The sequence below is a fragment of the Candidatus Hecatella orcuttiae genome (genome assembly GCF_002009985.1).
In the GTDB taxonomy this organism is placed as follows: Archaea; Thermoproteota; Bathyarchaeia; order Hecatellales; family Hecatellaceae; genus Hecatella; species Hecatella orcuttiae.
Map to the genome: position 1 here is coordinate 982,701 of NZ_MTLX02000005.1, position 12,145 is coordinate 994,845.

12 protein-coding genes are annotated in these 12,145 nt (G+C 57.1%); 2 read left to right on the forward strand and 10 right to left on the reverse strand.

Annotated elements, in window-relative coordinates:
* Nucleotides 1-57 precede the first annotated feature (57 nt).
* The 8 genes from BWM17_RS08100 to hisC form a co-directional block, all read right to left on the reverse strand.
* Nucleotides 58-648 (reverse strand): aminodeoxychorismate/anthranilate synthase component II, encoded by a 591-nt coding sequence (locus BWM17_RS08100; protein ID WP_309493419.1) that lies wholly within the window; start codon nucleotides 646-648, stop codon nucleotides 58-60.
* Nucleotides 645-2,135 carry an anthranilate synthase component I family protein gene (locus BWM17_RS08105; RefSeq protein WP_309493420.1) on the reverse strand — a complete coding sequence of 497 codons (1,491 nt, stop codon included), beginning with the start codon at nucleotides 2,133-2,135 and terminating at the stop codon, nucleotides 645-647. Before BWM17_RS08105 ends, BWM17_RS08100 begins: the two co-directional genes overlap by 4 nt.
* A gap of 16 nt (nucleotides 2,136-2,151) precedes the next feature.
* Nucleotides 2,152-2,967: a tryptophan synthase subunit alpha gene (gene trpA, locus BWM17_RS08110; protein WP_309493421.1), complete on the reverse strand. Its 816-nt coding sequence runs from the start codon at nucleotides 2,965-2,967 to the stop codon at nucleotides 2,152-2,154.
* On the reverse strand, nucleotides 2,964-4,178 hold the full coding sequence (gene trpB, locus BWM17_RS08115) for a tryptophan synthase subunit beta (protein WP_309493422.1): 1,215 nt from the start codon (nucleotides 4,176-4,178) through the stop codon (nucleotides 2,964-2,966). The genes trpA and trpB overlap by 4 nt, the downstream gene beginning before the upstream one ends.
* Entirely contained in the window at nucleotides 4,175-4,843 is a 669-nt protein-coding gene (locus tag BWM17_RS08120) for a phosphoribosylanthranilate isomerase (RefSeq protein ID WP_309493423.1), read from the reverse strand. The genes trpB and BWM17_RS08120 overlap by 4 nt, the downstream gene beginning before the upstream one ends.
* 3 nt (nucleotides 4,844-4,846) lie before the next feature.
* A complete protein-coding gene (locus BWM17_RS08125) occupies nucleotides 4,847-5,617 on the reverse strand; it encodes an indole-3-glycerol-phosphate synthase (RefSeq protein WP_309493424.1) in 771 nt (256 codons plus the stop codon).
* A complete protein-coding gene (gene trpD / locus BWM17_RS08130) occupies nucleotides 5,610-6,662 on the reverse strand; it encodes an anthranilate phosphoribosyltransferase (RefSeq protein WP_309493425.1) in 1,053 nt (350 codons plus the stop codon). The genes BWM17_RS08125 and trpD overlap by 8 nt, the downstream gene beginning before the upstream one ends.
* Nucleotides 6,663-6,897: 235 nt before the next feature.
* Nucleotides 6,898-7,998 (reverse strand): histidinol-phosphate transaminase, encoded by a 1,101-nt coding sequence (gene hisC, locus BWM17_RS08135; RefSeq protein ID WP_309493426.1) that lies wholly within the window; start codon nucleotides 7,996-7,998, stop codon nucleotides 6,898-6,900.
* Between the two features lie 168 nt (nucleotides 7,999-8,166).
* Here hisC and BWM17_RS08140 point away from each other — a divergent pair, with 168 nt between their 5' ends.
* Nucleotides 8,167-9,177, forward strand: a complete 1,011-nt coding sequence (locus BWM17_RS08140; RefSeq protein ID WP_309493427.1) for a (Fe-S)-binding protein — start codon at nucleotides 8,167-8,169, stop codon at nucleotides 9,175-9,177.
* 5 nt (nucleotides 9,178-9,182) lie between these two features.
* Nucleotides 9,183-10,418 carry an LUD domain-containing protein gene (locus BWM17_RS08145; RefSeq protein ID WP_309493428.1) on the forward strand — a complete coding sequence of 412 codons (1,236 nt, stop codon included), beginning with the start codon at nucleotides 9,183-9,185 and terminating at the stop codon, nucleotides 10,416-10,418.
* Here the strand turns inward: BWM17_RS08145 and BWM17_RS08150 are convergent.
* Both BWM17_RS08150 and BWM17_RS08155 read right to left on the reverse strand, forming a co-directional pair.
* Entirely contained in the window at nucleotides 10,415-11,704 is a 1,290-nt protein-coding gene (locus tag BWM17_RS08150; RefSeq protein ID WP_309493429.1) for an NRAMP family divalent metal transporter, read from the reverse strand. The genes BWM17_RS08145 and BWM17_RS08150 overlap by 4 nt on opposite strands.
* A gap of 9 nt (nucleotides 11,705-11,713) precedes the next feature.
* Nucleotides 11,714-12,112: a hypothetical protein gene (locus tag BWM17_RS08155; RefSeq protein WP_309493430.1), complete on the reverse strand. Its 399-nt coding sequence runs from the start codon at nucleotides 12,110-12,112 to the stop codon at nucleotides 11,714-11,716.
* Nucleotides 12,113-12,145 lie beyond the last annotated feature (33 nt).

A 12,145-nucleotide genomic window follows, 5' to 3' on the forward strand; every position in this document is an offset into this window, starting at 1 on the left:
ACCTGTTAAATTTATATTATAAACTTCACCATATTTTATATATTTTTACTACCCATCCTAGGAATCCGGAAAGTAGTGGTTCGGTGTTTCCAGAAAATTTTGGATAAGCCGCTTACCATGAGCGGTTAAGATGCTTTCAGGGTGAAATTGAATTCCCTCCACCGGCCGGCTTTTATGCCGGACCCCCATGATGGTTCCGTCCTCCGCCTTGGCGGAAACCTCCAGACAGGAAGGCAGGCAAGTGGGCACAGCGGCTAGGGAATGGTAGCGAGTAGCCGGGAAAGGATTAGGCAGCCCGTGGAACACACCTTTTCCGTCGTGGTAGACTTGGGAGGTTTTCCCGTGCAGCGGCCCGGACTCGGCTCTGTCCACTTTCCCCCCGAAGGCTTCCACGATGGCTTGGTGGCCTAGGCATACGCCGAGGATGGGGATGGAGGCGAGTTTCCTTATCACAGCCATGGTGTTGCCTGTGCTCTTCCGGGGATGCCCGGGGCCGGGGGATATTATGATTCTCTGAGGCCTCATTTCAGCTGCCTCCTGCGCGGTCAGGATGTTATCCGCTACTACCACCTTGCAGCCTTGGCTGGCCACGTAGTCGACGAGAATGTAGACGAAGGAGTCCCGGTTGTTGATGAAGAGAACCTTCACGCTACGTTCACCTTCGCCTCCGCCATGCCTACGGCCTTCACTAGGCTTCGCATTTTGTTCTCCGTTTCAATCCACTCCAGCCTCGGCTGGGAGTCGGCTACCACCCCGGCTCCAGCTTGAACGGTGGCCGTGGAGTTCAAGAGCTGGATGGTTCGGATGGTGATAGCCCAGTCCATATCCCCGTTGAAGGCCATGTAGCCGATGGCTCCCGCGTAGGGGCCTCGGGGCTCCTTCTCCAGCTCTTCGATGACCTCCATGGCTCTCAGCTTGGGGGCGCCGGTTACCGTTCCTGCGGGGAAGAGGCATTTTAACACGTCGAAGGAGTTCATTCCTCTCCGAAGTCTTCCCTCCACGGTGGTGACTAAGTGCATCACGTGTTTGAACCTCTTCACTGTCATGAAGCCTCTCACTTGGACGGAGCCCGGCTCGGAAACCTTTGAAACGTCGTTCCTGGCCAGATCCACCAGCATGACGTGTTCAGCTCTTTCTTTGCTGTCTGTCTTCAGCTCCCTGAGCATCCGCCCCTCATCCACCTTGTTCCAGCCTCTCCGCCTTGTCCCCGCGATAGGGACGGTGGTTATCTTTTCACGGTTTAGGCTTACTAGGGCTTCAGGGCTGCTTCCCACAAACCTGAGGCTTCCGAAGTTCAGGTAGAACATGTAGGGGGAGGGATTCAGCCTCCTCAAAGCCTCGTAGATCGCCAAGTCTCCAGCCTCAGTTTTCCGACCTACCTTCCGGGAGACCACAACTTGGAAGATGTCTCCGCTCCAAATGTATTCCTTGCACTGTTCAACCATGTGAGAGAATTCCTCCTGCCCCACGTTGGACTTGAAGTCTTCGACGGAAATGTCCCCGCTGACATCATCCTTTCTCCCTCCCTCAGCCCTGTAGCTTTTCAAGGCTTTTCCCAGATCTTGGGAAACATCGCCTGCGCCTCCCACCCCGTTGTCCACCTGCAGCAAGATTTCCCGAGCGTGGTCGTAGATGAGGACCGTGGTATGCATCCCCAACATGACCTCAGGGGTTTCCGCTCGACGTTTGAAGCCCACCCACGGGGCTACCGCGTCGTAGGCCACATAGCCTAGGTAGCCGCCGAAGAAAACCTGCCTCCTGAAGAAGGGAGGCCTCCGCAGTGCGGTTTCAGGAAAATATTCTTCAACCCTGTCCAAGGCCAAGATTCTGTTCTCAACCCTATCCTCCACAGCTCGGTGGGCTGCGCTGGGCATTTTCCGTTGAGGCTGGAGCCTGCGGAGGATCTGCTCCCCTCTCTCCGTTAGAATCTCCTCAACCCTCGGCCTGTCTTTTTTGACGGTTAGAATGTAATCGGGGTTGAAGCAGAGAAAAGAGTAGAGGGGTTTGTGTTCGCTGAGGGATTCCAGAAGGAAAGAGAAGCGAGGTTCCAGCCTCTCCGATAGGTGTTTGAAGAGGGAGAAGACGTTGCACCGTCCTCCCACCCTTGTAACCTTCGGCTGAATGCTGGTAGGCATTTCGAGCCGCCCCCTTTCACGCTTTTTTAGCCGTCGCTGCTTTGAGGGTGTGGACGTAGGCGGAAACCTTCTCCAAGGCTTGAGCAGGGTTTGAAGCTGAGCTGGTGTAGAGGTCGATGAGGGCGGAGCCCACGATGGCTCCGTCTGCTCCCGCCGCTATCACTTCCCGGACGTGCGGGGGCTTGGAGATTCCGAAGCCCACGGCTACGGGAATCCTCGCCTCCACGTGTTTGGCTATTCTTGAAATCGTCTTCTTCGTCAACGCGGAGAGGCTTTCCCTCGCCCCCGTCACCCCTAAGAGGGACACTAAGTAAAGGAAGCCCTCTGCCGCCTTCACGATTTTTTCAAGCCTCCGCTCCGTAGTGGTCGGTGCCACCAAGAAGATCAGGTTGACTCCCGCGTCCTTTCCAGCCTTGGAAACCGGCTCCGCCTCCTCCACGGGAAGGTCGGGGACGACCACCCCGTCCAACCCTGCCTCGGCGAAATCCCTGAAAAATCCAGCGACCCCCCGGCGGAGGACGGGGTTGTAGTAGCTCAGAAGGACCAAAGGCGTCTTGACCTTATCCCTGAGCTTGCGGACAGCCTCTAAGGCCCTGTGGGTGTTCATTCCGGCTTTAAGGGCCCTCTGATAGCTGGCTTGGATGGTCGGCCCGTCGGCCACGGGGTCTGAGAAAGGGAGTCCCAGCTCCAAGATGTCAGCTCCGCTTTCAGCCAGCCTCCGGGCTAACTGGACGGAGCGTCTGAGGGAGGGGTCCCCGAGGGTTGTGAAGGTGATGAGGGCGCCTTCCTTTCTCTTTTTAAGCTGGTTGAAGGTTTCCTGTATTCTGCTCATTTTCTGTCCTCCATGAATTTCTGAACCACTCCTAGGTCCTTGTCCCCCCTCCCCGAAAGGTTGAGCACTACGATGCTGTCTGGGGGAAGCCGCCGGGATATCTTCGCCAAGTGGGCTAGGGCGTGGCAGGGTTCTAGGGCTGGGAGGATGCCCTCCAGCTTGGCGAGCATGTGGAAGGCTTCCACAGCTTCCGCGTCCGTGGCCGTGTAGACTTTCAGCCTTCCTGTTTCTTGGAGAAAAGCCAGCTCCGGGCCTACGCCGGGATAGTCCAAGCCGGCGCTGATGCTGTGGGATGTTTCAATCTGCCCGTATTCGTCTTGGAGGATGCGGGTGTAGGCTCCGTGGAGAACCCCGAGGCTTCCAGCGGCCAAGGAAGCTGAATGCCTTCCGGTCCTGAGTCCCTGGCCTCCAGCCTCCACTCCGTGCAGCTGGACGGAAGGGTCTTCCAAGAAGTCGTAGAAGGCTCCTAGGGCGTTGCTGCCGCCTCCGATGCAGGCAACTAGGAGGCTGGGCAGTCTTCCTTCTTTTTCCAAGACTTGCTGCCTTATTTCCTTCCCTATGACCCTCTGAAACTCGCGGACGAGGAGAGGGTAGGGATGAGGCCCCACCACCGACCCCACCACGTAGTGGGTGTCACCCACGTGGGCTATCCAGTCTCGGAAAGCTTCGTTGATGGCGTCCTTCAAAGTTCGACTCCCAGACTTCACCGGGTGAACTTCCGCTCCCAGCAGTTCCATCCTGTAGACGTTATGCCTCTGCCTTTCCACGTCCTCCTCCCCCATGTACACCTCGGTTTTCAAACCCAACACCGCCCCGGCCATGGCGGTGGCTAAGCCATGCTGCCCGGCTCCTGTCTCCGCTATAAGCCGCTTTTTCCCCATGCGGAGGGCTAGGAGGGCCTGGCCTAGCGTGTTATTGAGCTTATGAGCTCCTCCGTGGGTTAGGTCTTCCCGCTTCAGGTAAACCTTGCAGCCCAGCCGCCAGCTTAAACGCTGAGCGTAGTAGAGGGGCGTAGGCCTGCCGGCGTAGTCCCTCAGATACCTCCCCAGCTCCCCTTGGAATCCGGGATCTCGGTGGTGCCGGAGGAAGGCTTCATGCAGTTCCTCCAAGGCCGGCATCAAAATCTCGGGGGCGAAGATGCCTCCGTACCTGCCGAACTTGCCCTTTTCGTCGGGATACCTCCCATAATAGGAGAGGCTGGTTTTTTTCACCCTGTTTCAACTCCTGCGGTTTTGGCTTTTCTTATGAAAGCCTGAATCTGGGAGTAGTCCTTGACCCCCGGGGAGGATTCAACCCCTGAGGACACGTCCACGGCGTAGGGTTGGACGGCGGCTATGGCTTCCTGGACGTTGCCGGCGGTGAGCCCCCCGGCGAGGATGAAGGGCTTGGGGCGGACAGCCTCCCCGACCATCCGGGCTACCTTCCAGCTGACGGGGCAGCCGGTTCCTCCGTAGCCTTCGGCTGTGGTGGAGTCGAAGAGAACCGCGCTCGCCACCTCGGCCAGTTTTTTCGCCTTCTCCTTCAGCTCCTCTTCCTTTTGGGAAGGATTCCAAGCTAAAACTCCGATGACCTGAGACTTGAGGGTGGAGGCTACGTGCTTCACGGCTGAAGGCTGGGTTATTCCGTGAAGCTGAACCGCGGAAGGGTTCAGCCGTTCCGTGGCCCTCACTATGGCGTCGGGGGAGGTGGTTGCTGAAACCAAGACTGAGGAGACAAAGGGGGGAACCGCTGAGAGGATTCTTCCCGCCTCTTCCAAAGACAGGTTTCTCGGGGATCGGGGAGAATAGACCACCACCCCTACAGCGTCGGCTCCGCTGTCGACAGAGGCTTGAAGGTCTTCTCTGCTTTTCAAACCGCAAATTTTAACCCTGACCACGGTTCAGGCCTCCACCAGCTCCCTCACCTTACTGGCCACGTTTTCAGCAGCCATGATGGCTGAGCCTACCAAGACAGCATCAGCGCCCCACCTGCGAACAGCCCGGACATCCTCCGCTGTGCGGAGGCCGCTTTCACTCACCACAACCGCCCCGGGGCACGCTACTCGAACCTCCGGCAGCAGCCTCTCCGTCACCTTCAGGTCGACTTGGAAAGTGGTCAGGTTTCGGTTGTTCACCCCCACCAGCTTAGGGTGGAGGGAAGCAGTCTTCTCCAAGTCCTTCGGGTCATGGATTTCCACCAAGGGCTCCAGTCCGAGGGAGAGGACGAGGCGGTGGAACTCCTCCAGCCTGGGACATAAGGACGCCACTAGGAGGACGGAGTCAGCCCCTGCCTCGAAAGCATGGTAAATCTGCCGTTCGTCTAGGATGAAGTCCTTCATCAGAATGGGAACCTGAGGGAAGGCCGCCTTCACCCTCCTGAGGTTTTCCATGCTTCCCCCGAAGAAATCCGGCTCGGTGAGGACGCTGAGCCCCACGGCTCCGCCCTGGAGCATTTCCCCCGCCACCTCTTCCACGGAACCTATCTTCCGCAGAGGACCCTGCATCGGGGAGGCTGGCTTGACCTCGGCTATCACCGGCACCTTGGAGCAGCCTCGGATGGCTTCGGTCAGGCTCACCCTCGGCCGGCGGCTTCCTCCGCTCGGCTGGTAGGCTCGGTAGTCTCTGTCGACTCTTCGCCTTACGGATTCGAGGATTTCTTCCATCCTAATCATGCTCCAAGGCCTCCAGCTTCCCGGGGTCTCCCCCAGACTCTTTTATGAGAAGTCTAAGTTTTTCCAAGGCCTTTCCTGAGGACAAGGCTTCCCAGGCGAGCTCGAGGCCTTCTTCCACCCTTTCCACCTTGGAGGCGGCTAGGAGGGCGTAGGCGGCGTTGAGGGCAGTCATTTCGGCTTTGGCGTTTCTCACCCCCCCGAGGACCTCCAAACTTTCCCGAAGGTTTTGCTTCAGCTCTCCTCCCCTCAGTTCCTCGACGGTTTTCCCTTCCTCCAACCCAAACTGGCGGGGGTGAACGTCGTAGCTTTTGACGGTTCCATGGTTTAACTCTGCAACGTGGGTCGGCCCTACGAGGGATACCTCGTCGACTCCTATCAGGCCGTGGACGACGAAGGCTTTCTCCAAGCCCAGCTTCTCTAGGACGGCGGCCAGTTTTTCCACTAGGTCGAGGCTGTAGACGCCTAGGACCTGAGCCTCCACCGGCGCGGGGTTAGTGAGGGGGCCGAGGATGTTGAAGACGGTTCTGATCTTTATCTCCCTCCGAGGCAAGAGAGCATGCTTCATAGCTTGGTGAAATTTGGGGGCGAACATGAAGCCCACGCCCACCCTCTCCACGCAGCGTTCCACGGTTTTAGGCTCCGCTTGGATGTTGACCCCGAACCCCTCCAAGAGGTCGGCGCTGCCGCAGCGGCTTGAGACAGCCCGGTTGCCATGTTTGGCCACGTATCCCCCGGCTGCGGCTACCGTCAGGGCTGAGAGGGTGCTGACGTTGAAGGTCTTGACAGGGCTGCCTCCTGTGCCGCAGGTGTCGATGAGGCAACCGGGAACTTTGGGATGGATCTTCACGGAGAAGCTTCTCATCACCCCGGCGAAGGCGGCTATCTCCTCCACGGTTTCCCCCTTCATCCTCAGGGCCGTCAGGAAGGCGGCTATCTGGGGCGGGGAAGCCTCGCCGCGGAGAATGGCCCCCATGGCCTCCTCCGCCTCCCCCGGAGTCAGGCTCCTTCCCTCCACCACCTTCACTAGGGCGTCGGCTAGGCTCACCGGCCGCAGCCTCCAACCTCTAAGGTTGTTGCGAAGAAAAATCTGGTAGGTAAGGAAAGAAAGAGCCGCAAGAGGAGGGGGGAGGGTAATCTAAAACTGCAGGAGGCTTTGGGAAGGTTTATCTCCAGTCCAGCTGGTGCACTCGCTCCCCACCGTCAAAACTACTGTATCAGAGAACAATTCTTATTTAAGGCTTATGCGTAGGCTTCTGTTTCACGCTCTCTTTTCCGCGGTTTTAGAGCCTTTCTGTCACCAGCCGCTCTAGAGCGTTGATGAGAGCTTGGTTTTCCTCAGGGGTTCGGACGCAGAACCTGAGGCAGTCTCCCAGCCCCGAGGCCTCGTCGAAGCTCCGGGGGACTATTCCCTGCTGGAGCAGCCTCCTGTAGGCTTCCGGAGCTGGAGGAGTCTTAAACCGGATGAGGATGAAGTTGGCTTGGGAAGGATAGACTTGAAGGCCTGGGATGACTTGGAGGGCTTTGATGAGCCGCTCCCTCTCCTCCGTCACCCACTGGACGTTTCTTCGGAGGAGTTCCAAGTTCTCCAACGCCAGCCCAGCGAGGGCTAGGGAGATAACACTCAGGCTGTTGGGCGGCCTTACCTTGTTGAGCAGCCGGACGGTTTTCTCGTGGGCGACCATGTAGCCCACCCGAGCTCCAGCGAGGGAGAAGGCTTTAGAAAACGTCCTGATGACTATTAGGTTCTCGTAGGCGTCCACCAAGTCCACCACCGTCCGGCCGCAGAACTCGGCGTAGGACTCGTCCACCACCAGCGGGCAGCCGGACTCCTCCAAAACCTTCATGATGTCGGAGCGGTCTGTCAGGTTTCCAGTGGGGTTGTTGGGGCTGCAGATGAAAACCAGCCTAGTCTGGCGGCTGCAGGCCTCCAGCAAGGCGTCCACGTCCTCCGAGAAGTCTTCCCTCCGAGGAGCTAGAACCAGTCTTCCTCCCATCACCTCGACAATAGTGCTGTAGAAAGAGTAGGTGGGCTTTGAAGCTAAAGCCTCGGTGCCTGGGTCGATGAAAGTTTTAGCCACGATGTCCAAGGCCTCATCCGCACCCGTGGTCACGGTTAACTGTTCCACCCTCCGCCCCAGATATTTGGCGAGGCCTTCTCGAAGCTGGGTGTAAGACGTGTCCGGGTAATCGTTCACCCCAAGCCCGGGCAGCAACTCAGCCAGCTTCGACAAAAGCTCCTTGGGGGGGCTGGGCATGGTGTTGGTGTCAAACCGGAGCACTTGCTCCTTTCTTAGGCCCAGTTTTTTTGAAAGCTCGTCGGTGGAAGGCTCCCACTGGTAGGGTCTGAGGGTCTTCACAGCTTCCCTTATCTTCATGCTCATACTCTAAGCCTGCCTCCAGTGTTAGATGAAAGAAAACTGGTAGAAAAACCCTTACATGACCCCCCAGTTGGCAGCCGGCTTCGGCGCTAGATTTATGTCCTTCCAAAACCTTCTCCCTCTAACCTCAGGGCTGAAGACTTCTCCCTGAAAACAAAGGACCTGAAAAAATTGAGGACCCTTGTGCCTCCGAGCCATGTCTACCTCAGAGACAACATCGCGGCCAAGGGGAACCCTTTCGGAGCCCCTGCCAAGGCTAGGGCTGAGTGGGCTCAGGGGTTGAATCTGCCTTCCAATGGAGAATGCTTCTTTTTTGCAGGCTGCGGCTACCAGTTCATGGACCGCGCGGAGACATGGTTGAAAGCTGTCCGAGGCTTAGAGAAAAGAGGCCTGCCTGTCGAACGGGTCTTGGGTGTGTCCAAAACTCTCAAAAAGGTAGGTGTGGACTTGGCCGGAGTCTACGGGAAACTAGCCGGCTCGGGGAAGACTACCGCCTACATCAACGCCCTCATCAGCGCCGTCAATGTCCTGAGAAAACTGGGAGTAAACCCCGCTTACCTCTACGATAAAGAACCTTGCTGCGGCTCACCCTTGTACTCTTCAGGCTTTGAGGAGGACTTTGCTGAAAACGCCCGCCGAACCTACCGGCTGTTGAAGTCCTTGGGGGTGAGGAAGCTGATAAGCCTTGTGCCCGCCTGCACTCACACGCTGCGAAACCTCTACCCCAGATACGTGGACGGCTTCGACCTAGAGGTCAGGCACTTCTTGGAAGAGGTTGCCGGCAGGCTGAAAAATGCCGGCATCCAGCCGGCCTTGAAAGAAGAGATGGAGCTGACTTTCCACGACCCTTGCCAGCTGGCTAGGTTCCTAGGCATCACCCAAGAGCCCAGAGAAATCTTAAGCAGAGTGAGAAATCTGAGGCTCAGGGAAGTTACGTCCACAAGCAGAGAGCGAACCACCTGCTGCGGCGGCGGGGGAGGCGTGGAGTTCACCTTCCCCGAATTGAGCGGAATGCTGGCTGAGGAGAGGATGAAAGAGCTCCTCGAAACAAAGGCCTCCGTCATCGCCACCCACTGCCCCGCCTGCCTACTACAGCTCAGGGAAGCCCGGGAGAGGATGAGGGCTCAAGTCCAAGTTTTAGACATAGCCCAAGTTTTGGACAAAGCCTTGCGGGGAGGTTAAAAAAGATGGACCCTCAGGAAACCTTCGCCAAGGAATACCGGGCTAGGCTTATGCAGGCGGCTAGGGATGAGAAAATCAAGCGCGCCCTCTCCCGAGCCATAGCCTCCTTCAGAAAAAACGTGGACACAGCCCTTTCAGCCTTCCCCCACACGGTGAAGCTGACCAGGGAGGTCCGGAGGATCAAGGAGGAATCCGTAGAGCGGATGGAGGAGCTTGTGGAAGCCGCAGCCACCTCGGTGAGGAAAGCGAAGGGAGAAGCCTACTTGGCCAAAGACGGAAGGGAGGCTGAAAAAATCATCGGGGAACTGGTGGGAAGCGGTAAGTTGGTGGTCAAGTCCAAAAGCCTGACCGGGGAGGAAATAGAGCTACGGCAGTACCTGGAAAGGCGGGGCAACCAGGTTTACGAAACAGACCTAGGAGAGTTCATCGTCCAGCAGCTCGACATCAAGCCCATGCACATCCTCAACCCTTCCATCCATGTGCCCCGGGAAGCGGTGGCTGAAATGTTGAGAAAGCTAACAGGGGAGGAGGTGCCCCCGGATATAGCTGAAGAGGTTCAGGTGGTAAGGCGGCTGCTTCGGGGCAAGTTTTTCGAAGCTCACGTGGGAATCAGCGGAGCCAACGTGGTTTCAGCCGACACGGGAAGCCTTTTCATCTTGGAAAACGAGGGAAACGCCCGGCTGGCCACGGGAGCCCCTCCGAAGCACATAGCCCTCGTGGGCATGGAGAAGGTGGTCCCCACCCTCCAAGACGCTTGGAAGGTGGCGGAGGTAACTTGGCGCTACGCCGGCTATGCTGCTCCCTCCTACCTCAACATGATCACGGGGCCCAGTAAGACGGGAGACATTGAGAAGGCGATAACCTACGGCGTCCACGGCCCCCGAGAGCTTCATGTGGTCTTCCTCGACAACGGCCGCCTGAATTTTTCAAGACACCCGGTTTTGAAGGAAGCCCTCTACTGTCTTCGGTGTGGAAACTGCCTCTACGAATGCCCAGTTTTCTCCCTCACGGCAGGATACTTCGGGGACAGATATTTTGGAGGAATAGGCGCTGTGTGGGCGGCTATAGTTTCAGGGGACATCTACGGGGAGGAATTTTACAGGGCGATCCCCCTGAGCTACACCTGCCTAACCTGCGGCCGATGCAAGGTAAGATGCCCTGTGGAAATCGACGTGCCTGAAATGATCGTGGAACTGAGAAAGCTGGCTGTGAGAAGGTTTTTGGAGAAACCCCCAAGCTAAAACAGGCCTGCCAGAAACGTCGAGATTAAAAAGGCGTCCAAGACCAGCAGGACTCCGAAAATCAGCCATCCGGCCGCTCTGAAATGCATTTTGTTGGCGGCGTCTCTGAGCAGTTCACGGCTGTTGGCCGTAGTGAGGATGAGGAGCATGACTAGGGGGCTGAAGATGAAGGATATGACCATGGAGTAAACCATAGCTTGAATGGGTGTGACACCCAAAAGGAGAACCGCGTAGCCGATGATGAAGCAGGCTGTGAAGGTCAGATAAAAATGGAAGGCCTCCGCCACCTTCTTGTTCAGCCCCCTTTCCACTCCGAAGAATTCTCCGAAGGCATAGCCGGAGCTACTGACCACCACTCCGGTGCCGATGACGGAGGAGGCGAAAAAGCCTATGGAGAAGAGGATGAAGGTGGCAGCCCCGAGATAGGGAAACAAAGCCAAGGCAGCATCCCTAGGTGTGTCCACAGTGATCCCAAGGGGGTGCAGAACCGTGGCTGTGACCACAACGATGGCGAAGGCTTCAATGCCGGAAACGGTGATCCCGAGAACCGAGCCGGTTCTCCCCAGTTTCAAGTCCTTAAGCTTGACGCCTTTATCCACGAGGGCTGAAGTCAGGTAGAACTGCATGTAGGGAGAGATAGTCGCTCCGATGACAGCTGCCGAGAAAAGCAAATAATCAGGGGTCGGCTTGTGAACGATCCAAAAGGTACCTGCAGCCACAGCCTCAGGGGAAGGCTTAGCCATGAAGGCTACTGCTACATAGGCTAGGAGGGTTAAGCTTACCACGGAGAAAATTCTCTCCACCGGACTGTAACCTTTCTTCAGCAGGAAAGCCCAAACGCTGAAAGCTAGGATGGGAGATAAAACCACGTAGGGCGTGTAGAGGCCTAGGGAGCCTAGGAGAAGCTCCAGCCCAGCAGCCATGCCGGCTATTTGAGCCACGATGGTGGCAAAGTTCACGGTTAGAAGACCCAGCAGATAGGTGAATCCTACCCTGATGCCGAATCTTTCCCGGGCATGTTCTATCAGCCCTTTACCCGTGCCCACAGCGATCCTCACGCACATGTCTTGGATGAAAACGGAAAAAACTAGAGCTAAAAGTAGCGCCCACAAAACCGAGTGCCCATAGAGGGCCCCTGCAGAGGCAAGGCTTCCGATACTCGCCGCGTCGTTCCCAGCAGATCCCACGATGAGCCCTGGGGCAACAAGCCAGAGGAGATGTCTCACCCGCTTCGCTCGAGGAAAAATGCCTCTCTTGGCTTTCTTACCTCTTTTGGCAGTTTTCAAGGTCTTCCACTAGTCTAAGTTCACTTCAAACCTGAATTCGGTCTCCTCCGTAGATATGATGACCAGCAACTCCTTACTGGTTGAAACACCGTGAATGAGAATAGTCTCACCTGGAGAGTTCAAGGTGGTAGCTCCCCAAACGCGGGGGCTTGGTCGATAGGTTCCAGGCTTTTCCGGGTCTGGCTCCAGAACCTCCAATCGGGCGGGAAGCGAGGCTTCAGGGGAGGTCTTAACCCGTAGGTCAGCGTGGTCTCCGTCCCACCAAGCCTTGACGGTGAAGCCTCCTGCGGAAGCTGTGTAGGAGTTTTCCGTCAAAGTTAGCGCTGAGGCGGTTAACCCGGTGGTGATAAGGATGATGAAAGGCAGCACTACAGCTAGGCTGTGAACATCAAACCTGTAAGCGCTCAAAGCCCATTCAACCTAGAAACAGTTCTCACTATT